Annotated in this window: 22 protein-coding genes; 10 read left to right on the plus strand and 12 right to left on the minus strand. The window is 72.9% G+C overall.

Going from position 1 to position 23,067, the window contains the following annotated elements; translation table 11 throughout:
- Window positions 1-73: 73 nt before the first annotated feature.
- Together CS0771_RS37745 and CS0771_RS37750 are read right to left on the minus strand one after the other, a co-directional pair.
- Window positions 74-1,330 (minus strand): acyl-CoA dehydrogenase family protein, encoded by a 1,257-nt coding sequence (locus tag CS0771_RS37745; protein ID WP_244871263.1) that lies wholly within the window; start codon window positions 1,328-1,330, stop codon window positions 74-76.
- Window positions 1,327-2,514 carry an acyl-CoA dehydrogenase family protein gene (locus CS0771_RS37750; protein ID WP_244871264.1) on the minus strand — a complete coding sequence of 396 codons (1,188 nt, stop codon included), beginning with the start codon at window positions 2,512-2,514 and terminating at the stop codon, window positions 1,327-1,329. Before CS0771_RS37750 ends, CS0771_RS37745 begins: the two co-directional genes overlap by 4 nt.
- A gap of 221 nt (window positions 2,515-2,735) precedes the next feature.
- Between CS0771_RS37750 and CS0771_RS37755 the strand changes: the two genes are divergently transcribed.
- Window positions 2,736-2,951, plus strand: a complete 216-nt coding sequence (locus tag CS0771_RS37755; RefSeq protein ID WP_212845403.1) for a DUF3311 domain-containing protein — start codon at window positions 2,736-2,738, stop codon at window positions 2,949-2,951.
- 47 nt (window positions 2,952-2,998) lie between these two features.
- A complete protein-coding gene (locus CS0771_RS37760; RefSeq protein WP_212846288.1) occupies window positions 2,999-4,591 on the plus strand; it encodes a sodium:solute symporter in 1,593 nt (530 codons plus the stop codon).
- A gap of 82 nt (window positions 4,592-4,673) precedes the next feature.
- Here the strand turns inward: CS0771_RS37760 and CS0771_RS37765 are convergent, their stop codons facing one another.
- The gene (locus CS0771_RS37765) at window positions 4,674-5,666 is read right to left on the minus strand and encodes a sialidase family protein (RefSeq protein ID WP_212845404.1); all 993 of its coding nucleotides are present in this window, start codon (window positions 5,664-5,666) and stop codon (window positions 4,674-4,676) included.
- A 73-nt stretch (window positions 5,667-5,739) separates the two neighbouring features.
- Complete coding sequence (locus tag CS0771_RS37770; RefSeq protein ID WP_244871266.1) at window positions 5,740-6,471, minus strand: hypothetical protein; 732 nt, start codon at window positions 6,469-6,471, stop codon at window positions 5,740-5,742.
- A 268-nt stretch (window positions 6,472-6,739) separates the two neighbouring features.
- On the opposite strand from CS0771_RS37770, the gene CS0771_RS37775 reads away from it, so the two are divergent.
- The 3 genes from CS0771_RS37775 to CS0771_RS37785 all read left to right on the plus strand — a co-directional run bounded on the left by CS0771_RS37775 (window position 6,740) and on the right by CS0771_RS37785 (window position 11,630).
- Complete coding sequence (locus CS0771_RS37775) at window positions 6,740-9,781, plus strand: bifunctional diguanylate cyclase/phosphodiesterase (RefSeq protein WP_212845405.1); 3,042 nt, start codon at window positions 6,740-6,742, stop codon at window positions 9,779-9,781.
- Between the two features lie 16 nt (window positions 9,782-9,797).
- The gene (locus CS0771_RS37780) at window positions 9,798-11,057 is read left to right on the plus strand and encodes a pyridoxal phosphate-dependent aminotransferase family protein (protein WP_244871267.1); all 1,260 of its coding nucleotides are present in this window, start codon (window positions 9,798-9,800) and stop codon (window positions 11,055-11,057) included.
- Window positions 11,058-11,138: 81 nt separating this feature from the next.
- On the plus strand, window positions 11,139-11,630 hold the full coding sequence (locus CS0771_RS37785) for a DUF309 domain-containing protein (RefSeq protein ID WP_212845406.1): 492 nt from the start codon (window positions 11,139-11,141) through the stop codon (window positions 11,628-11,630).
- Window positions 11,631-11,633: 3 nt separating this feature from the next.
- On the opposite strand, the gene CS0771_RS37790 is transcribed toward CS0771_RS37785, so the two are convergent.
- On the minus strand, window positions 11,634-12,092 hold the full coding sequence (locus CS0771_RS37790) for a T6SS immunity protein Tdi1 domain-containing protein (RefSeq protein ID WP_212845407.1): 459 nt from the start codon (window positions 12,090-12,092) through the stop codon (window positions 11,634-11,636).
- Between the two features lie 75 nt (window positions 12,093-12,167).
- On the opposite strand from CS0771_RS37790, the gene CS0771_RS37795 reads away from it, so the two are divergent.
- From CS0771_RS37795 to CS0771_RS37810, 4 genes are all read left to right on the plus strand, one after another.
- A complete protein-coding gene (locus CS0771_RS37795) occupies window positions 12,168-13,313 on the plus strand; it encodes a CaiB/BaiF CoA-transferase family protein (protein ID WP_212845408.1) in 1,146 nt (381 codons plus the stop codon).
- 20 nt (window positions 13,314-13,333) lie between these two features.
- The gene (locus CS0771_RS37800) at window positions 13,334-14,086 is read left to right on the plus strand and encodes an alpha/beta fold hydrolase (protein WP_212845409.1); all 753 of its coding nucleotides are present in this window, start codon (window positions 13,334-13,336) and stop codon (window positions 14,084-14,086) included.
- A 122-nt stretch (window positions 14,087-14,208) separates the two neighbouring features.
- The gene (locus CS0771_RS37805) at window positions 14,209-14,736 is read left to right on the plus strand and encodes an orotate phosphoribosyltransferase (protein ID WP_212845410.1); all 528 of its coding nucleotides are present in this window, start codon (window positions 14,209-14,211) and stop codon (window positions 14,734-14,736) included.
- Between the two features lie 75 nt (window positions 14,737-14,811).
- Window positions 14,812-15,774, plus strand: a complete 963-nt coding sequence (locus tag CS0771_RS37810) for a hypothetical protein (protein ID WP_212845411.1) — start codon at window positions 14,812-14,814, stop codon at window positions 15,772-15,774.
- Window positions 15,775-16,231: 457 nt separating this feature from the next.
- Here the strand turns inward: CS0771_RS37810 and CS0771_RS37815 are convergent, their stop codons facing one another.
- The 4 genes from CS0771_RS37815 to CS0771_RS37830 all read right to left on the minus strand — a co-directional run bounded on the left by CS0771_RS37815 (window position 16,232) and on the right by CS0771_RS37830 (window position 19,013).
- Window positions 16,232-16,717: a GNAT family N-acetyltransferase gene (locus CS0771_RS37815; RefSeq protein ID WP_212845412.1), complete on the minus strand. Its 486-nt coding sequence runs from the start codon at window positions 16,715-16,717 to the stop codon at window positions 16,232-16,234.
- 127 nt (window positions 16,718-16,844) lie between these two features.
- Window positions 16,845-17,561 carry a hypothetical protein gene (locus tag CS0771_RS37820; RefSeq protein WP_212845413.1) on the minus strand — a complete coding sequence of 239 codons (717 nt, stop codon included), beginning with the start codon at window positions 17,559-17,561 and terminating at the stop codon, window positions 16,845-16,847.
- Between the two features lie 181 nt (window positions 17,562-17,742).
- A complete protein-coding gene (locus CS0771_RS37825; RefSeq protein ID WP_212845414.1) occupies window positions 17,743-18,069 on the minus strand; it encodes a hypothetical protein in 327 nt (108 codons plus the stop codon).
- 77 nt (window positions 18,070-18,146) lie between these two features.
- Complete coding sequence (locus tag CS0771_RS37830) at window positions 18,147-19,013, minus strand: sulfotransferase domain-containing protein (protein WP_212845415.1); 867 nt, start codon at window positions 19,011-19,013, stop codon at window positions 18,147-18,149.
- A gap of 119 nt (window positions 19,014-19,132) precedes the next feature.
- Between CS0771_RS37830 and CS0771_RS37835 the strand changes: the two genes are divergently transcribed.
- The gene (locus CS0771_RS37835; RefSeq protein ID WP_212845416.1) at window positions 19,133-20,062 is read left to right on the plus strand and encodes an LLM class F420-dependent oxidoreductase; all 930 of its coding nucleotides are present in this window, start codon (window positions 19,133-19,135) and stop codon (window positions 20,060-20,062) included.
- A 90-nt stretch (window positions 20,063-20,152) separates the two neighbouring features.
- Here CS0771_RS37835 and CS0771_RS37840 read toward each other — a convergent pair whose 3' ends face one another.
- The 3 genes from CS0771_RS37840 to CS0771_RS37850 all read right to left on the minus strand — a co-directional run bounded on the left by CS0771_RS37840 (window position 20,153) and on the right by CS0771_RS37850 (window position 22,758).
- Window positions 20,153-21,061: an ADP-ribosylglycohydrolase family protein gene (locus CS0771_RS37840; protein ID WP_212845417.1), complete on the minus strand. Its 909-nt coding sequence runs from the start codon at window positions 21,059-21,061 to the stop codon at window positions 20,153-20,155.
- 130 nt (window positions 21,062-21,191) lie between these two features.
- A complete protein-coding gene (locus tag CS0771_RS37845) occupies window positions 21,192-22,118 on the minus strand; it encodes a hypothetical protein (RefSeq protein WP_212845418.1) in 927 nt (308 codons plus the stop codon).
- 112 nt (window positions 22,119-22,230) lie between these two features.
- Window positions 22,231-22,758 carry a GrpB family protein gene (locus tag CS0771_RS37850; RefSeq protein ID WP_212845419.1) on the minus strand — a complete coding sequence of 176 codons (528 nt, stop codon included), beginning with the start codon at window positions 22,756-22,758 and terminating at the stop codon, window positions 22,231-22,233.
- Window positions 22,759-23,067 lie beyond the last annotated feature (309 nt).

Below are 23,067 nucleotides of genomic sequence, written 5' to 3' on the forward strand. Positions count from 1 at the left end.
AAATCACCCAGTCGCAAGATCAAAACTTGCACTCACAATGAACCAACCATCGGCCGTCCCCTGGTTGGGGAGGTCAGATGGGAAGGTCGGTGAGGGTGGCGAGGGCGGCGCGGTGGTGGGCGGCGGTGCCGTAGGCGATCGCGGCGCTCTTGGCCCGTTTCAGGTACAGGTGGGCCGGGTGCTCCCAGGTGAAGCCGATGCCGCCGTGCAGCTGCACGCACTCCTCCGCCGCGCGCACCGCGACCGGGCCGCAGTGCGCCTGCGCCAGCGACGCCGCGAGCCGCGCGTCCGGATCGCCGGTGGCCACGCAGGCCGCGGCGTGCCTGGCCACCGCCCGTGCCTGCGCCAGTTCCACCCACAGGTCGGCGAGCCGGTGCTTGAGCGCCTGGAACGACCCCACCGCCCGCCCGAACTGATACCGGGTGCGCAGGTGCTCGACCGTCGTGTCCAGACACCACTGGGCCAGCCCGAGCTGCTCCGAGGCCAGCAGTGCGGCACCGGTCACCAGCGCCGCGTCCAGTGCCGCCGCCGCCCGCTCCCCCGAGGCGAGCAGCCGCGCGGGCACGTTCCACAGCGACACGTCGCACAGCGGCCGGGTCTCGTCCAGCGACACGACCTGCTCGCGGATCACTCCGGCGGCCGAGGTGTCCACGGCGTAGAGCCCGCCGCCCGCCGGCACCAGCAGCACCCGCGCCCGCAGCCCTTCCGCGACGCTGTGCACCGACCCGTTGAGCAGTGGTTCCCCGTCGGTCGAGACCGTCACCTCCACTGCGGACCACACGCTGGAGAGCCCTCCGGCACGGTCGTCCGACAGCGGCACGGATCGCCCGGCAAGATCGCCGTTTCGTGTCACGAAGTGCGGCTGAACCTCAGTTTTGGACACGAACTCGCGATCATCCCCCGACTGGGTCCCGTGTGTCACCGCCGTGGGCGGCGCGGCAGGTGCCGGTCCGGCGCTGAACGGCAGGGCCAGGGCGATCACCTCGCCCGCGGCGACGGTGCGCAGCAGGTCGGTCTCGTCGAGGTGGAGCAGGGCGCGGGCGGCGACGGCGGTGCCCAGGTACGGCACCGGGGCGCAGGCGCGGCCCAGCTCCTCCAGCACCACGGCCGTCTCCGCGAAGGTGCCCCCGGCACCGCCCAGGTGCTCGGGCACGGCCAGGGCGGCCAGGCCGGTCTCGACGGCGAGCAGCCGCCACAGGTCGGCGTCGTCGGGCTCGGGGCTCTCGGCGACCTTGAGCACCCGCGTCCACGGGGCGTGGTCGGCGAGCATGGCCCGCACCGAGTCGCGCAGCAGCTCCTGCTCCTCGGTGTAGCGCAGGTCGAGGGTCATCGAGGCAGGTCCTTCCAGGCAGCGCCGGTGTCGGTGCGCGGCTCGGCGGGCAGGCCGAGCACCCGCTCGGCGACGATGTTGCGCAGGATCTCGGACGTGCCGCCCTCGATCGAGTTGCCTTTCGCGCGCAGCCAGCGGTAGGTGGCGCCGCGACCGATCAGGTCCACCTCCTCGGGCCGGGTGGCGTCCCAGCCGTCGTGGCGCAGGCCCTCGGCCCCGAGCAGCTCCACCTCGACGCCGGAGATCTGCTGGGTGAGCGCGGCGAAGGCGAGTTTCATGGCCGAGCCCTCCGGGCCGGGCTCCCCCGCGGCGAGCTGCTGGCGCAGGCGTACGCCGGTGAGCCGCAGCGCCTCGGCGCGCACCCACAGCCGGAGCACCTCGTCGTGCAGGGCCGGGGTGCGCAGCTCGGGGCGCTCCCGCCAGGTGCGGGCCAGCACGCCGATCATGCCGCCCTCGCGCGGCAGCGCGTTGCCGCCGATCGCGACGCGCTCGTTCATCAGGGTGGTCCGCGCCACCGCCCAGCCCTCGCCGACGGCGCCGATACGCAGCTCGTCGGCCAGCCGAACGCCGGACAGGAACACCTCGTTGAACTCCGCCTCGCCGGTGGCCTGCCGCAGCGGCCGCACCTCGACCCCGGGGGCGTGCATGTCGCACACGAAATAGGTCAGGCCCTGGTGCTTGGGCACGGCCGGGTCGGTGCGGGCGAGCAGGATGCCCCAGCGCGCCTGGTGCGCCATGGACGTCCACACCTTCTGCCCGTCGACGAGCCAGCCGTCGCCGTCGCGTACCGCCCGGGTGGCCACGCCCGCGAGGTCGGAGCCGGCGCCGGGCTCGCTGAACAGCTGGCACCACACCTCCTCGCCGGTCCACAGCGGACGCAGGTAGCGGGCGCGCTGCGCGGCCGTGCCGTGGCGCAGCACGGTGGGCGCGGCCATGCCGAGGCCGATGCTGATGCGCCGGGGGCGGTTGTCCGGGGCGCCCGCGGCGGCGAAACGCTGGTCCACCACGGATTGCAGCACTCGGGGTGCACCGATTCCGCCCAGCCCGACCGGGTAGTGCACCCAGGCCAGCCCCGCGTCGAAGCGGGCGCGCAGAAACTCCAGCCGGTCACCCGCCGGGTCATGCGCGGCCAGGAAGCCGTCGACCCGCGTCAGCAGGTCGTCGGCGGTGACAGGTGCGGCCACGCGGCCCTCCTCGGATGTGAAACAAGATGCACTGTGAGTGCAATATAGGGGTCGCGGTGGTCCGGACGGAAGGGGGCGGCCGATCCGGAAGATCGCGCGCGGCAAGACCGGTGATTTCGCCGATGTCACCGGCGCGTTACCGGCAGACAGTGTCCTGATCACTCAGCGCGATCCCCGGCACGGCAGGACCGCCGCCGGGGCGGACCCGAAAGGAGGCACCGGTGGCCGAGCACGGAGCACGTCCGGCACGGCGCGGATGGCAGTGGCTGCTGCTCATCCCGATCCTCGCGCCGCTGCCGGTCGGCCTGTACGACCGGCTGGAGCCGCGGCTGTGGGGCATCCCGTTCTTCTACTGGTATCAGGTGGGCTGCGCGTTCCTGGCCACGGCGGTCACCGTGCTGGTGTACCAGCTGAGCAGGCGGGGGCGGCGCCGGTGAGCGCCCGCCAGGTCGAGATCGGCACCTTCACCGTGCTGCTGGGCGCCATGCTGCTGCTCGGCTTCCTCGCCGCGCGCTGGCGCCGCCCGCCGAGCCTGCACTCGCTGGAGGAGTGGGGTGTCGGCGGGCGCGCCTTCGGCAACTGGGTCACCTGGTTCCTGCTCGGCGGCAGCATGTACACGGCGTACACCTACATCGCGGTGCCCGCGCTGGTGTACGGCGTCGGCGCGGCCGGCTTCTTCGCGGTGCCGTTCGCCATCATCAGCGCGCCGCTGGCGTACGTCATCAGCACCCGCACCTGGTCGGTGTCGCACGCGCACGGCTTCGTCACCTCGGCCGAGTTCACCCGGGCCCGGTTCGGCTCGCGCGGGCTGGCGGCCTTGGTCGCGGTCACCGGGATCGTGGCCACCATGCCGTACATCGCGGTGCAGCTCGTCGCGCTGCGGGCGATGTTCGCCACGCTCGGCGTCACCGGCGAGTGGCCGCTGGCCGCCGCGGTCGCGGTCGCCTCGGTGTGCACCTTCCGGTCCGGGCTGCGCGCCCCGGCGCTGCTGTCCATCGCCAAGGACATCCTGCTGCTGTGGCTGGTGCTCGCGGTGATCCTGCTGGTCGCGATGTCCGGCGGCTGGGTCGCGGCGTTCCGGAGCGCGGGCGAGCGCTTCACCGCCGACGCCTCCCCGGCCAGCGGCCTGCTGCTGCCCGAGGGCGGCTGGTCCGGCTACCTGACCCTGGTGCTCGGCTCGGCGCTGGCCATCTTCGCCTACCCGCACGCGCTGACCGGCATCCTGGCCGCCCGCGACCGGGCCACGGTGCAGCGCAACGCGGCCGCGCTGCCGGTGTACTGCCTGGCCCTGGGGCTGCTGGCGATGCTCGGCTTCTTCGCCATCGGCCAGGGCGTGCGCCCGGTCGGCGGGGACCTGAACACGGTCGTGCCGCAGCTGTTCCACGAGGTGTTCCCGGCCTGGTGCGCGGGCATCGGCTACGCCGCCATCGGGGTGGCCGCGCTGATCCCGGCCGCGGTCATGTCCATCGCCGCGGCGAACCTGTTCACCCGTTCCGTCTACCGGGAGTACCTGCGCCCCGGCGCCAGCCCCGCCGAGGAGGCCCGGATCAGCCGCTGGGTGTCGCTGCTGGCGAAGTTCGGCGCGCTGCTCGCGATCCTGCTGCTGGACCAGGAGTTCTCCATCGAGCTGCAGCTGATCGGCGGCGTCATCGTGCTGCAGACCGTGCCCGCCGTGGTGCTCGGCCTGTGGACCGGCTGGTTCCACCGCTACGCCCTGGCCGCGGGCCTGCTCACCGGCCTGGGCACCGGCCTGCTCGCGATGTACCACATCCCGCAGCGCGCCGCCGACGGCCGCATCCTCAAGGCCCACTTCGGCGGCTCCAACCTGCCCCTGGCCCAGCTCGGCCTCGACACCCGCGCAACCGTCTACACCGGACTGCTCGCGCTGGCCGTCAACCTGCTCGTCGTCGTCGCCGGCACCCTGCTCCTGCGCGGCCTGCGCGTCCCCGCCGGCCTCGACGCCACCCGCCCGTCCGACTACTACGCCGACGCCCGCGACGCCGCCCCCCGCCACTCCGACGCCCTCATCGACGGCCCCACCCGCTCCCGCTCCCGCTCCCCCGCCCACGCCCGCTAGAAAGGAAGGGCACCTTCTTATCGTTTTCCGTAGTAGAAGGTGCCCTTCCTAACCTGCGGAGCAGGCGGCCCCGCGGCACGCCTCAGGCCGGGTAGTCGTCGGGTGCGGTGACGACCGCGACGACCGTGGCGGCGGTGACGTCGAAGGAGAGGGTGAGCAGGCGGCCGTCGGGCAGTTCGGCGCTGGACGGGTTGGCCTGGTCGTCCACGCCGGAGTCGTAGAGCGGCAGGTCGGGGATGCCGGACCAGCCGCGTTTCGGGTCGCGGATCAGGCGGCCGGAGGTGATGCGGCGGGGCGAGAAGCGGCCGGAGGTGTCGCCGTACGTCACCAGCACGCCGCCGCCGTCCAGCGCCAGCGCGTGGTGGGACGAGGCGGGCAGGTCCAGCTCCTGGGGAGCGGTCCAGGTGTGGCCGCCGTCGGCCGAGCGGACCAGCCACGCGTGCGCCCCGGTGGTGCGCACCAGCGCGACCAGCTCGCCGTCGGGCAGCACGGTCAGCGTCGGCTCCTGGAACTCCACGCCGCCCACCGCGGCGAAGACGGTCTCCGCAGCGGCGGGCCAGGTCCGGCCGCCGTCGGTGCTGCGTACCACCGAGGCGACCGAGCCACCCCCGGACTCCGCCAGACCGTAGAGCGGGAGGAGCAGGTCACCGCCGGGCAGCTCGACCGCGGCGCCGTGCGAGGCCGGGCCGCGCAGCGCGGTGCCCACCGCGACCGGATCCGACCAGGTGTTCCCGCCGTCACCGCTACGCCGCACGGACACGCCGCGCACCGTGAAGTCCCGGGCGCTGCTCCAGTCCAGGGTGAAGTAGCTGAGCAGCACCGTGCCGTCGCCGAGCACGGCGAGCTTGGGGTCCCGGTCGTCGTACGGCCCGTCCACCGCGACCACCGGCGCGGACCAGGTCCGGCCGGCGTCCTCGGAGATCGTGAGCCGGATCCGGCCCTCGTGGCTGACGTGCCCCGCGCCCTCCCGGAAGGCGGCCAGCATCCGCCCGCCGTCCAGGCCCACCACGTCGGGGAAGTGCGCCAGGTCACCGGCGGCGGCCCGCGCGACGACCCGGACCTCGAACCCGTTCACGCGCCCTCCCCCGGATACGGCGAAGCCCCGCCCACTGCTGTTGTAGCAGTGGCGGGGCTTTCGCACACCTTGCTCAGGCGGCGTACGGACCCTGCCCGTACTTGGCCATCACCAGGTCGGCGGCCATCTTCTCCCACTTGGCGTAGTGGTTCGGGAAGGCCGAGACCTGCACGGTCTGGGCGGCGTCGGTCAGCGCCATCGTGTCGTAGCCGGGCACGTTCTTCAGGGCGCTGTAAAACGCCTTCGACGAGTACACCGGGTCGGTGATCTGCTCGGGCGTGCCCCAGCCGGCCGACGGACGCTGCTGGAACAGGCCCTGCGAGTCGTGGTCGTTGTTGGCGCCCAGGTGACCCAGGTTGTTCAGGGTCGACTCCTGCGCGGCGGTCGCCACGGCGATCACCCACGCGCGGGGCGGCAGGCCCATCTTCTGGCCGGTCTCGATGATGACCTCGGCGTTGCGCTTCTGCGCGGCGGTCGGCTGGAACGAAGTCTGGTACTCCGCGACCGGCGCCGGCATCAGCTGCTGGCGGCTCGGCGCCTTGGCCAGCGCCTCGGCCTTCGGCTTGGCAGCCGGAGCCTGGGCGGCCGGCTTCGCGGCGGCCTTGGCGGCCGGAGCCTGGGCCACGGCCTTCGCCTCGGTCTTGGTGGCGGGTGCCGCGACCGGAGCGGCGACGGCCTTGGCCTCGGTGACGGCCTCGGGGGCCGCTACGGCCGGAGCGGCCGCGATACCGGAGAGCACTGCCATGCCGGTGGCGGCGAGGACGGCTCGGAAGGACGTGCGCTTGATCAGGTCGACGTTGACCACGGGGTAGATCCCTTCGTTGGGAAGTCTTACGGGAGGGTTCAACCGACCCGGCATTTCCGAGATTCCGGAACTATCCCCTTTGTGGCCCAGGCCACGCGGGCTGCTCCGGGTTGCCGGGCAGCCCCGGACGAAGCACGTGGCAGGGCGCTGACCTGGACATATCCCTCGCGAGAGGAGCTGCGGAGGCGATAACCTATACGAAAACCTGTCATAATCGCTTAATTCGGGCCGCGTGCGCCGCCCCACCTGCCGCGCCGGAAGGAGGAGCGTGTCAGCCCGCAGAGTGATGACCTGGTACGGCGTCTGGATGGCCCTGCTGGCAGGGGCCTTCTACGCCTTCCCCGCCGCACACATCCCGCTGTGGTGCGCGATCGGCCTCAGCAGCGCCGGAGCGATCCTCTACGGCCTGTTCCGCTACCGCCCGCGCCGCTGGTCGCCCTGGTTATGGATGATCGTGGGACTGCTCCTGCTCAGCGCCGGGGACACCCTCTACAACGTGATGACCGACGTGTTCGGCCAGGTGAACCCGTTCCCTTCCCCGGCCGACATGCTCTACCTGGCGATGTACCCGGCGGTCACCATCGGCCTGCTCGGCCTGTCGAAGGCGGGGGCGGCGGCGCGGGACCGGACCGTGCCGCTCGACGCGCTCATCGTCACCGCCGGGTTGGGCCTGCTGTCCTGGGTCTTCCTGATCAGCCCGCAGATCCTCAACCAGGACCTCACCATGACGCAGCGGCTGGTCTCGGTGGCCTACCCGCTGGGCGACATCCTCGTCCTGGCCACGATCGGGCGGCTCATCGCCGTGGTGCCGTTCAGCCCCACCGTGGCGCTGCTGACCGTGGGCGCGGTCGGGCTGATGGCCGCCGACGTGATGTACGGCCTGGTGCAGCTGCACGGCTACTGGACCGTGGGCGGCCCGGTGGACCTGGGCTGGATCGTCTTCTACGCCTGCTGGGGCGCCGCCGCCCTGCACCCGTCGATGGCCGAGCTGACCACGCCGCGCGTGGTCCGGCCGCGCGAGATGCGCACCACGCACCAGGCGCTGCTGGTCGTCTTCGTGCTGATCCCGCTGCTCGTCTTGGTGATCGGGGTGGGCCAGGGCCGGCTGCAGTACCCGATGGTGATCGTGGCCTTCGTGGTCACCACGGTGCTGCTGACGCTGGGCCGGCTGTTCGGCGTGATCAACAGCTATCGCGGCAACACCATGCGCACCAGTGGCATCCGGGCGAGCAACGCCGCGCTCATGTCCGCCACCACCGTCGACGGCGTCACCTGGGCGCTCAAGCGCACCGCGGAGCGGCTGCTGCCACCCGGCAACGACTACCGGGTCGCCATGATCATGAACGACAAGGGCAACACCTCCGATCTGTTCCAGGCGGGTATGACGACCGGCTCCCAGCTGCGGTTCACCCGCTCCCTGCCACCGGACATCGCGGCCCGGATGGGCGATTTCGAGATCACCATGATCTGCCCGCTGGCTCTGGACGACCGGCCGACCGGCGACCCGCACATCGGCGTGCTGCTCATCGCCTCGGACGAGAACTCGCTGAGCTACCTGCAGATGCCCATGGAGCTGGTCGCCTCGCAGGCGGCGCTGGCCATCGAACGCATCATGCTGAGCAACGAGATCACCCGGCACAACAGCGAGCAGTACTTCCGCACCCTGGTGCACAACGCCGCGGACGTCATCCTGATCATCGAACCGGACACCGGGCGCATCCGGTACGCCAGTCCCTCGGCCCAGACCGTCTTCGGCACCGCCGAGCTGACCGGCAAGAACCTCTCCGAGCTGGTCGCGGGCCCGCACGACACCCTGGTGGCCGACCTGTTCGCGCTCGCCGCCGCCGACGACGACGCGGACACCGCGGACTGGACCGTGCTGCGCCCCGACGGCACCACCGTGCAGACCGAGGTCTCCTGCCGGGACCTGCGCGAGGAGCCGACCGTGGGCGGGCTCGTGCTGACCCTGCGCGACGTCACCGACCAGCGCCGGATGGAGTCCGAGCTGACCCACCTGGCGTATCACGACTCGCTCACCGGCCTGGCCAACCGGGTGCGCTTCGCCGAGCGCATCGGGCAGGCCATCGCCCGCGCCGACGCGGACGGCTCCGTGGTCGGCGTGCTCTTCATCGACCTGGACGACTTCAAGGTGGTCAACGACACCCTCGGCCACGAGCACGGCGACCGGCTGCTGCGCGCGGTGGGCCAGCGCCTGGCCGCCGTGCTGCGCACGGACGACGTCGCGGCCCGGCTCGGCGGCGACGAGTTCGCCGCGCTGATCGAGGGCGCCCCCGACGCGGCCACCATCGACGAGGTCGCCGACCGCATCGTCGCGGCGCTCGGCGAGCCGTTCACCATCGACGACCGGCTCGTCTCCGGCGCGGCCAGCATCGGCATCGCCACCAGCGCCGACGCGCGCAGCGCCCCGGAGCTGCTGCGCCAGGCCGACCTGGCGCTGTACGTGGCCAAGGGCGAGGGCAAGGGCCAGTGGCGGCGTTACCAGCCGGACCTGCACACCGCGATCGTGGAGCGGCTGGAGCTGCGCACCGAGCTGGACCAGGCCATCGCCGGCAAGGAGTTCACCGTCGAGTTCCAGCCCATCGTCGAGCTGCGCACCGGGGTGACCGCCGGGTACGAGGCGCTGGTGCGCTGGAACCACCCCACCCGGGGCCGGCTGCTGCCCGGCGAGTTCATCGAGGTGGCCGAGGAGTCGGGCCAGATCGTCGCGATCGGCACCGAGGTGCTGCACCAGGCCGTGGCCGCCGCCGCGCGCTGGCAGCGGGAGGCCGGCGACGGCGCGCCGTACGTCAGCATCAACGTCTCCGCGCGCCAGTTCCGCACCCCGGGCTTCGTGTCCAGCGTGCACGACTTCCTCACCGCGGAGGGCCTGCCGCCGGGCCGGCTGATGCTGGAGATCACCGAGAGCCTGCTGCTGCGCGACGACGACCAGGTCTGGGAGGACCTCACCGAGCTGCGCACCACCGGCATCCGGGTGGCCATCGACGACTTCGGCACCGGCTACTCGTCCCTGAGCTACCTGCGCCACGTACCGCTCGACGTGGTAAAGATCGACCGGCTGTTCACCAGCACCATCGCCTCGTCGGCACAGCAGGCCGCGCTCGTCGACGGCATCGTCCGGCTGGCGCACACGCTCGGCCTGCAGGTCATCGCCGAGGGCATCGAGCGCACCGTGGAACGCGACCTGCTGTCGCGCATCGGATGCCGCTACGGCCAGGGCTTCCTGTTCGCCCGGCCGCTCACCGGCGAGCAGGCGATCACCGTCATCACCGAGCAGAAGGTGGCCGCGTGAATCCTGAGGAGGCAGTGTGACGAAGGCATCCGGCGTGCACACCCCCGACGCGCACCGGGTGCCGTCGACCGATCAGCTGGACCGGCTGCGCGCGCAGACACCGATGTACGACGCCGTCATCGAGGAGGTGGACGGCAGGCGCATCCGCATCGGCGACCGCTGGCTGGCCGACTTCGCCTCCTGCAACTACCTCGGCTTCGACCTGGACCCCGAGATCATCGCCGCGGGTGAGGCGGCGGTACGCCGCTGGGGCACCCATCCCGGCTGGTCACGCCTGCTCGGCAACCCGCGGCTCTACCCGGAGATCGAGGAGCGGCTCACCGAGCTGCTCGGCGCGCCCGACAGCCTGGTGCTGCCCACCATCACCCACATCCACATGTCGGTGCTGCCCGCGCTGGTCGACAGCGGCTCGGTGTTCGTCGAGGCGAGCGCGCACAAGACCATCTACGACGGCGGCTCGTACGCCCGCGGCCTGGGCGCGCAGCTCTACCGCTGGCACGCCGACGACCCGGACGAGCTGGCGCGGCTGCTGCGCTCGGCCGACGCGGACCGGCCCCGCGTGGTCTGCCTCGACGGCGTGAACAGCATGACCGGCAACATCCCCGACCTGCCCCGGCTCGCCGCGGTGTGCCGCGAGTGGGGCGCGATCCTCTACGTCGACGACGCGCACGGCTTCGGCGTGATCGGCGAGCGCGACGGCGCGGGCGACGGCACCCCGTACGGCACGCGCGGCAACGCCGTGGTGCGCCACTGCGCCGAGACGTACGACGACGTGGTGCTCGTCGGCGGCTTCTCCAAGGCGTACTCGGCGCTGCTGGCGTTCGTCGCGGTGCCGACCGTGCTCAAGGAGCACCTCAAACTCGCCGCCCCGCCGTACCTCTACTCCGGACCGTCCCCGGTGCACTCGCTGGCCGCGGTGCTGGCCGGCTTCGACGTCAACGACGCCCGCGGCGACGAGCTGCGCGCCACCCTGCACCGGCTCACCGCCCGGGTCCTGGCCCACCTGCGCGAGCTGCGCGTGCACACGCCCAACCGGCACGCCACCCCGGTCATCGAGCTGCCGCTGTCGGCCGGCTACGACCTCAAGGACGCCGCCGACCTGCTCTGGCGCCACGGTGTCTACGTCACGCTCGCCGCATACCCGCTGGTCCCGCGCGGCCAGGTGGGCTTCCGCGTCCAGCTCACCGCCGCCCACACCGACGAACACGTCGACCAGCTCAACGCCGCCCTCACCGAACTCGCCGCCCGCAACGCCCTCCGCCCCGCCCTCCTCTGAAAGGAAGGGCACCTTCTTATCGTTTTCCGTAGTAGAAGGTGCCCTTCCTAACCTCTCGCCCTTTCGAGGCAGGATGGACGGATGAGCAACGGTGACCGGGACCGGGACGGCGCGGGACGCGCCCGCAACGCCCGGCCGCGCGACGAACTCGGACGGCCGCTGCCGCGCGGTGCGCAGGGTGTGCCGACCACGCCCGACGATCTGCGGCTGACCCCGGACGAGGCGCTGGCGCAGGCGCAGGAGCTGCTGGATCAGGGGCGGGCGTTCCACGCGCACGAGGTGCTGGAGGGCGCCTGGAAGGCGGCGCCGGAGGCCGAACGCGAGCTGTGGCGTGGGCTGGCGCAGCTGGCCGTGGGCCTGACCCACGCCCGGCGCGGCAACGCCACCGGTGCGCCGCGCCTGCTCGGCCGCGCCGCCGACCGCATCGAGGCGTACGCCGCCGCCCCGCCCCACGACGTGGACGTCACCGGCCTGGTGACCTGGTCGCGGGCGCTCGCCGCCCGCATCGACCGCGACGGCCTGGGCGGCGTGGAACCGGACGCGCTCGCCCCCCGGCTGCGCGCCCGCGGCTGAGCGTCAGGCCAGCTCCACCCCGGTGATCCGGGCGCCCGGCGGCAGGGCGCGGACCTGCTCGTGGATCTGGCCGAGCATGTTCAGCGCGACGGCGAAGTCCTCCACGCTCACCGCCTCGGCGGTGGCCCGGCCGCCGAGCACGGGCGGTGGCAGCAGCGCGTACACCTGATCGGGGCCGAGCACGAGGCCACGCCCCTCGGCCGCCTCGGCGAGCCCGGCCAGCAGGTAGCGGTTCTCGCCGTCCTCGGTCGAGAGGTCGCGCTCCAGCTCGTCGGCGGACGCCCACGGTCTGGTCAGCGTGCCCTCGATGGTGTCGAGATACCAGCACCCGTCCGGCCCGGCCAGGAACACGTCGCCGAACAGCGAGGTGAACAGCGGCTTGCGCCCGGACAGCCCCAGCCACGCCCACGACTCCAGGGCCTGGCCGAACTGCTGCTCGGAGAAGCTCTTCGTCAACCGCATGCGGGCAGTATGGCAGCCGCCGCGCCGGTCCCGGGTGAGATGCTGCCCCGGACCGATCACCGAGGGGGTACGGGCATGACCACGTCACCGCTGTCCGGGGTGCTGATCGCCGACTTCGGGCGGGTGCTCGCCGCCCCGTACGCGACGATGCTGCTGGCCGACCTCGGCGCGGACGTCGTCAAGATCGAGCGGCCGGACGGCGGCGACGAGACCCGTGCCTGGGGACCGCCCCACCGCGACGGCGAGGCGACCTACTACCTGTCCGTCAACCGCAACAAGCGCTCCTGCGCGCTGGATCTGCGCGACCCCGCGGACCTCGCGCACGCCGTCGCGCTGGCCCGGCGCGCCGACGTGGTGGTGGAGAACTTCCGGCCGGGCACCATGGACCGTCTCGGCCTCGGCTACGAGCGGCTGCGCGCGGCCAACCCCGGCCTGGTGTACTGCTCGGTCACCGGCTTCGGCGCCGGCGCGGGCGCCGCACTGCCCGGCTACGACCTGCTGGTGCAGGCCGTGGGCGGGTTGATGAGCGTCACCGGCGAGCCCGGCGGCGACCCGGTGAAGGCCGGCGTGGCCCTGGTCGACGTGCTCACCGGCACGCACGCGGCGGTGGGCATCCTGGCCGCGCTGCGCCACCGCGACGCCACCGGGCAGGGCCAGCGCGTCGAGCTGAACCTGCTCTCGACGCTGCTGTCGAGCCTGGTCAACCAGAGCGCCGGCTACACCCTCGCCGAGGCGGTGCCCGGCCGGATGGGCAACCGGCACCCGTCCATCGCGCCGTACGAGGTGTTCCCGGCGGCGGACCGCCCGCTCGTGATCGCCGTCGGCAACGACCGGCAGTTCGCGGCGCTCTGCACCGGCCTCGGCCTGCCCGAGCTGGCCGCCGACGAGCGATTCGCCGACAACCCGCGCCGGGTGGCCCATCGGGAGGAACTCTTCGCGCTGCTGTCCGCACGGCTGACCGCCGGGACCGCGCAGGCCTGGCATCGGCTGCTCACGCCGCTCGGCGTGCCGTGCGGGCCGGTCAACGATCTCGCCGACGCGTACGGCCTGGCCGGGGAACTGGGACTGCGACCCCGCGTGAGCAGTGCCGACGCGCCCGGCCTGGAGCTTCCCGCGAACCCGATCGGGCTGTCGACCACCCCGGCGGCGTACACCCGGCGCCCGCCCCGGCTCGGCGAGCACACCGAGGAGGTCGTCAATTGGCTGGACAGCGCGGGATGAGCGGGCGGTAGTCTCTGCCCATGCTTCTTGATCATGATATTGACGGTCCTGCCGACGCGCCCGCCGTCGTGCTGCTGCACTCGTCCGTCTGCGACCGCCGGATGTGGCAGCCCCAGTGGCAGCCGCTGCGCGACGCCGGATTCCGGGTGCTGGCCGTGGACTTCCGCGGCTTCGGCGACACCCCCGCGCCGACGGAGACCTACGACAACGCCGCCGACGTGATCGCCCTGCTGGACGCGTACGGCATCGGGCAGGTGTCGCTGGTCGGCGCTTCGATGGGCGGCCGGGTCGCCCACGAGCTCGCCGCCCGGTGGCCCGACCGCGTCGGCACCCTCGTGCTGCTCTGCGCGGCGCTGCGCGGGCAGACGCCCACCCCCGCGATCATCGCGTTCAGCGACAGCGAGGACGCGCTGCTCGAAGCCGGGGACGTGGACGCGGCGGTGAAGCTGAACGTGGACACCTTCCTCGGGCCGCGCGCCACCGACGAGACCCGCGAGCAGGTCGCGGCGATGCAGCGCCGGGCCTTCGAGGTGCAGCTCGCCGCGGACGACGTGGCGTCGGTGCAGGTGGACACCGAGCTGTCCGCGATCACGGCCCGCACGCTGGTCGTGTCCGGCGCGCACGACGTCGACTTCTTCGGCGACATCGCGGTGCGCCTGGCCGCCGAGATCCCCGGCGCCCGGCACACGGTCCTCGACTGGGCCGGACACCTGCCCAGCCTGGAGGACCCGGCCACCCTCAACCCGCTCCTCCTCGCCTTCCTCCAGGGCTAGCCTCAGGAAACCCGCACCGGGGAGCGGCTTCGGGCCTGCAGTTTCGGGGAAACTGCAGCCTGAAGCGGCCTTGGGCGTGCAGTTTCCCCGAAAGTGCACCGGGCGTGCCAGGATGATCACCTGTGACGCATGCCGAGCTGGCCCGTGAGGTCGACGCCCGATGCCGCCTGCGCGGCGAGTTCCTGCTCCGGTCCGGTCGCACAGCGACCGAATACTTCGACAAATACCGCTTCGAGGCCGATCCGGTGCTGCTCGACGCGCTCGCCGAGCGGATGGCGGCGCTGGTCCCGCCGGGCACGCAGGTGCTGGCCGGGCTCGAGATGGGCGGCATCGCCGTGGTCACCGCGCTGGGCCGGCACACCGGGCTGCCGTGCGCGTTCGTCCGGAAGACCGCCAAGGCGTACGGCACCGCGCGGCTCGCCGAGGGCGCCGAGGTCGCCGGGCGGCAGGTGCTGGTGGTGGAGGACGTGGTGACCTCCGGTGGCCAGATCGCGATCTCCACCCGGCAGCTGCGCGAGCTGGGCGCGGCGATCGACAGCGCGCTGTGCGTGATCGACCGGCAGGAGGGCGGCGCCGCCGCGCTCGCCGCCGACGGCATCACCCTGCATGCCCTGCTGACCCGCTCCGATCTGGACGCCGCGCGCGGCTGACGGCGGCGGGACGGTCATCCGCCGCGCCGGACGCTACATTCACACCGCTGACTTCTGTCGGGAAGGGAGCGGGGGATGATCCGGTTGACGCGGCGCAGGCTGACCGCGATCCTGAGCGTGCTCGCGCTGCTGGTCGCGGGCGCCGGGTATGCGGTGTACCGGGGAACGCACTTCGACCTGGCGGCGACGGCGGCGCGGCTGGACGCGCTGATCGTACGGATCAACGGGTCGGTCGCCGAGCAGCGCGCCAACGAGCTGCTCAACTACCACCGCGTCGAGGGCGGCACGGCCGGCTGCATGCGTGAGCGCGGGCTGCCGTACACCGTCGCGCCCTACTTCAGCCTGTACGAGGGCTTCACCGACGCCGACGTCGGCTACGGCACCGGCGGCGCGACGGTGCTGGACTCGGTCACCGAGCACGGCCGCCGCTTCGCGCTCAACGTGATCGCCTCGGCGTACGCCCCGCCGGGGTACGAGTTCGGCGTACCGCCCATGCCTGCCGACGTGGAACAGCAGGCCTGGGTCGCGGCCCTGAACGCCTGTCGTGAGCCGTTCGGGTATCGCGACTACCACGACACCGATCGCCCCGCGGGCTCGGACCTGTTGAGCACGCTGCCCGGCCTGGCCGAGCGCGTGGACCTGAACCCTCTGGTGCTGGCGGGGCGGCTGCGCTATTCGCCATGCATGCGCGAGCGCGGTCACCAGGTGGACTGGGACCGGCGCGACGACTTCCTGTTCCGCGACTGGGGGCTGCGGATGGAGGACGCGCCGATTCGCGGGCGCGCGGCCACCGCCGCCTGGCAGGCCGCCGAGGCCGAGATGACGGGGGTGTTCGCGGACGACGCGGCGTGCCGGATGCCGGCGTACCAGGCGGCGATGCGGCTGGTGTCCTGGTGGCTGGACGACTGGGCGGACGCGCACCGCGCGGAGCTGGACCAGGTGCGGGCCTACTGGCGCAGCCGGGTCGCCGAGGCCGAGCGGCTGCCCCCGCAGATCGCGGTGACCGCGAAGCCATGGCCGTCGCCACCGGCCCGCTGATCCCGTGAGCGTTAAGAAGGGCACCTTCTTCTACGCAAAGCGATAAGAAGGTGCCCTTCCTTGCTGAAGTGGCAGTGCGGCCGGCGGTCGCTCACCCCCGTTAGCGACCGCCGGCCTTTCACTGTCCGGGTGGACGCCGTCCCCCAACGGCATCTGTCCACCCATCCCCCTGTGCACTTCGCTCGGCGCCTCCTGACGGAATCTCTCCGCCCGGGCCGGCCCGCTGGGACCCCTGGGGCCTTCATCGAGCGTCGCGCCACTGGTGAACACGCTACGTCGGCCGACAGGGCCCCGTCCAGGGCAAACTCAAGATTTTTTCACTGACCGTAATCGGCTCCGTACGCTCCGCGCTCGCCCGGTGGGCACGGATTCCGCACCACACGCCGCTTCCCGGCCGCGCGATTCACCCCATTCGCGTAGCTTGCGCAATGGGATCGCGACCGATGGGCGGTTTCCGCTACAGCCGCTGGTACATCACGTGCAGGCCGACGCGGCCGTGCACGGGATGCGCGAACGCCTCGGGGACGGTGGTGAGGATCTCGAAACCGATCGCCTGCCACAGGTGCACCGCCGCCGCGTTGGTCTCCACCACCGCGTTGAACTGGATGCCGTGGTAGCCCGCCGACCGTGCCCACTCGACCATGTGGGTGCCGAGCGCCCGGCCCACACCCCGCCCGCCGTGCGCCGGGTCGACCATGAAGCTCGCGGTGGCGATGTGCGCGCCACGCCCCGGGCGGTTCGGCCCCATCTTCGCCGAGCCGAGCACGGTGTCCCCGTCGACGGCTACCACGGTCCGGCCCGGCGGCTGCTCCATCCACCACGGGCGGGCCTGCTCCAGGTCCATGCCCTCCGGGAACGCGTACGTCTCGCCCGCCTCGACGATCTGCCGGAAGAACGGGTAGATCGACGGCCAGTCCCGGCCGGTCGCCTCACGAATGATCATGTCTCGGACCCTACCGGCCGCCCGCTCCGCCACGCGACGCCATAATCCCCGCCCAGCACGATCGAAGCTCCCGCCAGGTCGTCGGCACGACCTGGCGGGAGCTTCAGTCCTGGAGCGGAAGAGCCGGTCAGGCAGGGGTCACCCGGCGGCTCGCACGGCGGGCCCGCATCTGGGCGGTGTGCGCGGCGGCGCGCAGCGACTGGGCCGCGGCGGTCGCCGCCTCCGTGGCCAGCCACGCCTGCTTCTCCGCCTCCGAGGCACGGCGGTACGCGGTGCGCAGCGACGCCCGCGCCACCTTCGTCAGCACCGCCTCCTGCTCGATCGGGTGGCGGCGCGGGTCCCAGCCGCGGCGGTGCGCCAGCGCGTCGCTCAGCTCCAGCGGCGACATGCGGTTGTGCGAGCACGCGGACATCGCCGAGCGGTGCAGGTAACGCTCGCGGAAGGCGTACTCGGCCGGGGTCTGCGGGGTGCGCGGCAGCGGCAGCGCCGACGCGGTCAGCACGCGGCGGGCCTGCGAGTCGGCCTCGTCGTAGTGCTGCCACGCGCGCTCGGCCACCTCCTGCGCGGCCAGCCACTCCTCCCGGCGGCGGCGGGCCGTCACGGCGGCGCGCTCGGCCGCCGCGCTCGCCTCCCGCGCCTTGCGGGCCAGCGTCTGGGCGTACTCGGAGAGCAGCACCTGCTGCCGCTCCAGCAGTTCGGGGGCGGGGCCGGCGGGCTGCGGCTCGGCCTGGCGGGTGTACGCGGCGAGCACGCCGATCGCCACGGCGGCCAGCAGGGCGAGCAGCAACCAGGCCAGCACGGCGCTCGGCAGGTCGTGCCAGAAGATGTCCAGGACGACGTTCATGATCAACACCTCGGGGTGGCAGAGGGGTGGGCGCGACGGCGAGACACGTCACGAAGAGGAAAGGGTGTTACGGCGCACGGGCGGGCGCCCGGAGGGGGACGTCGGTCGGCGGCATACCGGTGTCATCACCGGACAGCGCGGGAACGAAACCGGCGGAACGCCGCGAACTCGACGAAGGCCGTTACCGCGCGGGCGGGGCGCGGCAGCCGTGCGTCCCGGGGGTCACCGAGCCGAACAGCTCGGCGGCGGCCGGGAGGAGGGGCCGGACGGCCTCGGCGTCACCGAGGCATCCGAAGTGGACGGCGGCGGCCGGGCGAACGGACGGCGCCCGCTCCTCCTGGACGCTCGCGGTGACGGCCGACTGCTCGGCGCGCGGCTGCGGGGCGGGCTCGGCGGCCCGGGCCGCGGCCGGGGCCAGCAGCAGGCTCATCAGGGCCAACGCGGTCAGCAACCGCGCGGACAGGCGCGCGACCCACCGGATAGGACCGGTGAACGCGCTGAATGTCACGAAACGAAAACCTACCCTCTCCGGGCGACAGTCGCATCCGGAGTGATCGACACCACATGCCGCGGCATGCCGCGCGCTCAGTCGGCGGGGTAGCCGAGCCGCTCCGCCAGGTCGCCGTACCGGGCGCGGAAGGCCGCTCGATGGCGCTCCTCGAAGTAGTTGCGCCAGTCGCCGGGCACGCCCTTGCGGTAGTGGTTCATCTCGTCCACCTCGCCCGGCCGCCGCGCCGAGTAGGAAAGCCGGGTGAAGGTGTGATGGCCCACGGTGAGGGGCACGTACGACCGCGGCAGCCGGCGCAGTGTGGGCGCGGGCAGCGCGCGGCGCCACCGGGGACCATCGGGCCCGGCCCGTAGCGCGGCCAGCCGCAGGCGCACCGCGGCGATGCGCATCCACTCGGTGAGCGCCCCCGGCGGCACCAGCAGCCCGTAGTGCTCGAAGATCCGTGTCCAGACCGCCACCGGGTCGCCGATCTGCTCCTCCATGCGCAGCTCCAGGACCTCCGGCTGGCGGTAGTCCCAGGTGTTCATGTGGTCGAGGAAGTAGCCGCTGAACTCGATCTCCTCCAGCATGCCGTCGGCGACGTCCAGCTCCCGCAGCCGCCTGCGGTGTTCGGGCAGCTCGTGCCAGGTCACCCCGAGCGCCTGTACCGCGTGGGTGTTGCGGTGGCTGAAGTAGCCGGAGACGATGATGTCGCGCGGATCGCGGATGACGTTGACGGTGCGCCGGGGCGGCAGCGTCTCGTAGTGCTTCTGCTGGATGTTGGTCAGCGACAGCAGATCGACCCGCTCCCGGCGGACCAGCTCCGCCAGCGAGCCGTACGGCGCCCACTGCTCCGGCGCGATCACGGTGACCATGTTCAGGCCGAGCAGCCCGCAGGCCTCCCGCAGGATGGCCCGGGACCAGCTGGAGGCGGCCTTGTGCCGGCCGGAGTAGACGAGCAGCACGCGGCGACCCCCTGAACCGTGCGGGAGAAGATCGAGGTATTTCGAAGACGCATTCTTGCAACATTGTTAACTGACAGACAAGGGGCCGCCGCGCGCCGGACCGATCTAAGCTGGCGATCATGGAGTTGCGCGTCTTCACCGAACCCCAGCAGGGGGCGTCCTACGAACAGCTGCTCGCGGTCGCCCGCTGCGCCGAGGACGCGGGCTACGGCGCGTTCTTCCGGTCCGACCACTACCTGAAGATGGGCGACGTCAGCGGGCTGCCCGGGCCGACCGACGCCTGGCTCACGCTGGCCGGCCTGGCCCGCGAGACCCGCCGTATCCGGCTGGGCACGCTGATGACGGCCGCCACGTTCCGCTTCCCCGGGCCGCTGGCGATCAGCGTGGCGCAGGTGGACGCGATGAGCGGCGGCCGTGTCGAGCTGGGGCTGGGCGCGGGCTGGTTCACCGCGGAGCACGAGGCGTACGGCATCCCGTTCCCCGAGGTCGGCGAGCGCTTCGACCGGCTGGGCGAGCAGCTGCAGATCATCACCGGGCTGTGGGACACCCCGGCCGGGGGCAGCTTCGACTTCCACGGCAAGCACTACACCGTCACCCGCTCCCCCGCACTGCCCAAGCCGGTGCAGCGGCCGCACCCGCCGATCCTGCTCGGCGGCGGCGGCAAGCGGCGCACCCCGGTGCTCGCGGCACGCTTCGCCGACGAGTTCAACATGCCGTTCGCGAGCATCGACGACACCGCTGGGCAGTTCGCCCGGGTGCGCCAGGCCTGTATCCGCCTGGATCGCGATCCGGACTCGCTGCGCCTGTCCAACGCCCTGGTCGTGTGCTGCGGCCGCACCGACGCGGAGGTCCGCCGCCGCGCCGCCGCGATCGGCCGCGCCGAGGACGAGCTGCGCACCAACGGCCTGGCCGGCTCCCCAGCCGAGATCGCCGACAAGATCGGCCGCTACGCCGAGACCGGCTCCCAGCGCATCTACCTGCAGTTCCTCGACCTCACCGACCTCGACCACCTGGAACTCGTCGCCGCCGAAGTCTCACCCCAGCTGTAAGGAAGGCACCTTCTTAACGCAATACGTAGAGGAAGGGCACCTTCTTAACCTCACCCTGGTGCGGGCTTGCCGGTTTCGGGCAGCCGCGCGTCAGCCTGCCCAGACCGGCAGCGGTTCCCGCGCGGCCAGCCACCCGGGTGGGATGCCCGCGAGGCCGGTGTACGCGGCCACGATGCCGCCCACGATCGCGGCCGTCGTGTCCACGTCCCCGCCCGCTTCGACACAGGTCCGGATCGCGGCCGGGTAGTCGTGCAGCAGCCGCGCCGCGACCCAGAGCGTGAACGGCACGGTGTCCTGGGCCGTGATGGCCGCGCCGTTGCCCAGCTCGTACGCAGCCTCCGCGGCGGGCACGTGCAGCATGCGCCGAGCCCTGCCCAGCCCCTGGTGGACCCGGCCAGGCGGGGTCAGCGCCCGCACCGCGTCGAGGAACGGGCCTGGCTTGGGCCGGGCGCCCGACAGCCGCCCGGCGCAGGCGTGTGCCGCCGCGACCGCGACGGCGACCGCCCCGGCCACGCCCTCGGGATGCGCGTGGGTGACCTTCGCCGAGGCCGTGGCCTCCTCCGCCGCGCGCTGCGGATCGTCCGGGAAGTACGCCCCCAGCGGCGCCACGCGCATCGCGGCCCCGTTGCCGCACGAGCCCTGCCCGTCGAACATCTCGGCGGCTGCGCGCTGCCAGGGCACCCCCTGGCGCACCTGGCGCAAGATCATGAAAGCGCCCACGCCGTAGCCGCGGTTCGGCTCGCAGCGCTGCGCGAACGCTTCGGCGAGCCGGTCCGGGTCGATCCGCCCGGCCTCGTTCAGCATCCAGGTGACCGAGCAGGCCATCTCGGTGTCGTCGGTCCACTCCCAGACCGGCGGCGGCACGACGCCCGCCACGAGGTCGGCGACCCTGCGCCCGACCATGAAGTACTGCGCTCCCAGCGCATCGCCGACGGACAACCCCGCCAGGCTCTCGGCGGCGTACCCGCGCCGCGTGTTCTCGTAAAGGACGAACCTCATCGTGCCGTAGATCCTTTCCCGCCCTCTCCGCCCTCGCAACCCCATAACCGGAAACGGGCCGGGCGCAGTTTCGGGGAAAGTGCAGGAACGATGCGGCCGGAGGCTGCAGTTTCCCCGAAACTGCGCCCGATCAGGCGGTGGGCGTGGCGAGCGTCGCGGCCAGCGCGGCGTTGCGGGTCGCGAAGGCGTGCCACTCCGGCGGGGTGGCGGCGAGGTGTGGTGCGGCGGCACGGGGTGAGCAGGCGCGCTGCCGCCAGTCCAGCATCCGGCCGCCCCTGATGGCGAAGGTGACCAGCACACCCTCGTGCCAGCCGGACACGTCGAGGTCGTATGGTGCGGACGCGGTCACCCGCTGCGGCGCGACCGTCCACTCCAGCGCTTCGAGCTCGGCCTGGATGCGCCCGGCCAGCTCGTACGCGGCCTCGTCCGAGGCGGCCTGGCGGCGCCGGATCAGCTCGGCGCGCAGCGCCGCCACCGCGCCCGGCTCCCGTCCGAGCACCGCCCGCACGGCCCCGGCGAGCTCGGCACGCTGTCCCGGCCCGACGCCGCGCGCCTGCGCCATCTCCTGCTCCGCGACGGTGAGCCCGGCCCCGGTGTAGTGCAGCGGGAAGGCGCGGTGCAGCGCGGCGACGGCGGTGCGCGTCCGCTGGCCGCCCAGGTACGGTCCGAACCAGACCGTCTCCCGGCGCGGCGTGGGCACGTGCGCGACCTTCAGCCCCGGGGTCGCGGCGGAGAGGTCCAGGCGGATGTGCACCGGTGACTCCAGCCCGCCGGGGACCCGGTTGGCGGGCGGCATCCGGTGCTCCAGCACGTTGCGCTCCAGCCAGGCCGCCTCGTGCTCGGACTCGCACACCACCGCCTCGATCCGGGCCACCGCCCGCACCATGCGCGCCAGGTAGGGCCGGTCCCCGAGGTCCCGCCAGTACGAGCCGACCCGGCGGCGCAGGTCCACCGCGCGTCCCGCGTAGAGCGCCCGGCCACGCCCGTCGTGGAACCGGTACACCCCCGGCTCCCGTGGCAGCGCCCGCACCACGGCCCGCACCACGCCCGCTTCCACACCGCCTCCAACCCCAAAGGAAGGGCACCTTCTTAACGCAATACGTAGGGAAAGGGCACCTTCTTAACCTCCACGGGTCGCTCCCCCGCGTCAGGGGCGCTGACCGCCGTGCTCATTCTCGGCCGGCCAGCGTGTCCTCGATGAAGGGCGCTTTTCCGGCTCGATAGGCGACGCGGTCACGGGCGTCACGGGCGGCGAGTTCCGCCTTGAGGGCCGCGTACCGTCCGGCCGCGGCCGGATCCGCGCGCAGGCGGTCGCGGAACGCCAGCCAGGTCGGCCAGCCGGTCGAGGCGAACTCGACGACGTGCAGGTGATGGCTGCGCCGGGCGATGCCGGGAAAGCAGTACGACCAGCGCCGCAGCTGCTCGTCGGCCGGTTCGGGCGCGTGCGCCCAGCCGATGCGCGCCATGGCCGGGGCCAGCGCGGCAGCGGCGTGGTAATCGGTGACCCGGGCCAGCATGTCGATGATCGGCTTGGCGGCGAGTCCCGGCACGGACGTACTGCCGATGTGCTCGACCGGTCCGGCCAGGACGGGCGCGAGCGCCGCCGTCACCGCGGCCCGCTGCTGCGCGTACAGCTCCGGCCAGCGCGGGTCGTACGGCACGATCACTATCTCGTCCAGCCGCGCGTCGGGAGTCATCCCGCCACGGTGCCGTATCGGGGCGGGGTGGGCAAGCCGGGCGCGGCTGTCGGCAGCGCAGCCCTGATCAGCGCAGACATCCGGCCGGGACGTACCTGCGCACCCTGAGCGCCGCCGTCAGCCTCCGGCCGGGACACCGACGGCGACGCGGACCCGCTCGAGCAGGTCCGCCGCCACGTCCAGGTCGGACAGCGCCGCCTCGGCCAGCTCGCGGAACACCGGCCGGTGCGTGCGGCAGCCGGGCCGCAGCCCGGACCCGCAGGCCGAAGGTGGTCGCGCTCGCGTACCCGGGCACGCGGAGGAGGACCG

Origin of the sequence: Catellatospora sp. IY07-71, from assembly GCF_018326265.1 — a bacterium.
Classification (GTDB): Bacteria; Actinomycetota; Actinomycetes; order Mycobacteriales; family Micromonosporaceae; genus Catellatospora.

Bases quoted from the DNA above. Each gene is read 5' to 3' on its own strand.
- CS0771_RS37815 (WP_212845412.1), bottom strand. From the start codon at position 16,717: ATGATCATTCGTGAGGCGACCGGCCGGGACTGGCCGTCGATCTACCCG.
- CS0771_RS37760 (WP_212846288.1), top strand. From the start codon at position 2,999: ATGCTGCTGCTCGGCTTCCTCGCCGCGCGCTGGCGCCGCCCGCCGAGC.
- CS0771_RS37800 (WP_212845409.1), top strand. From the start codon at position 13,334: ATGCTTCTTGATCATGATATTGACGGTCCTGCCGACGCGCCCGCCGTC.
- CS0771_RS37795 (WP_212845408.1), top strand. From the start codon at position 12,168: ATGACCACGTCACCGCTGTCCGGGGTGCTGATCGCCGACTTCGGGCGG.
- CS0771_RS37850 (WP_212845419.1), bottom strand. From the start codon at position 22,758: ATGACTCCCGACGCGCGGCTGGACGAGATAGTGATCGTGCCGTACGAC.
- CS0771_RS37785 (WP_212845406.1), top strand. From the start codon at position 11,139: ATGAGCAACGGTGACCGGGACCGGGACGGCGCGGGACGCGCCCGCAAC.
- CS0771_RS37840 (WP_212845417.1), bottom strand. From the start codon at position 21,061: ATGAGGTTCGTCCTTTACGAGAACACGCGGCGCGGGTACGCCGCCGAG.
- CS0771_RS37835 (WP_212845416.1), top strand. From the start codon at position 19,133: ATGGAGTTGCGCGTCTTCACCGAACCCCAGCAGGGGGCGTCCTACGAA.
- CS0771_RS37745 (WP_244871263.1), bottom strand. From the start codon at position 1,330: ATGACCCTCGACCTGCGCTACACCGAGGAGCAGGAGCTGCTGCGCGAC.
- CS0771_RS37820 (WP_212845413.1), bottom strand. From the start codon at position 17,561: ATGAACGTCGTCCTGGACATCTTCTGGCACGACCTGCCGAGCGCCGTG.
- CS0771_RS37810 (WP_212845411.1), top strand. From the start codon at position 14,812: ATGATCCGGTTGACGCGGCGCAGGCTGACCGCGATCCTGAGCGTGCTC.
- CS0771_RS37790 (WP_212845407.1), bottom strand. From the start codon at position 12,092: ATGCGGTTGACGAAGAGCTTCTCCGAGCAGCAGTTCGGCCAGGCCCTG.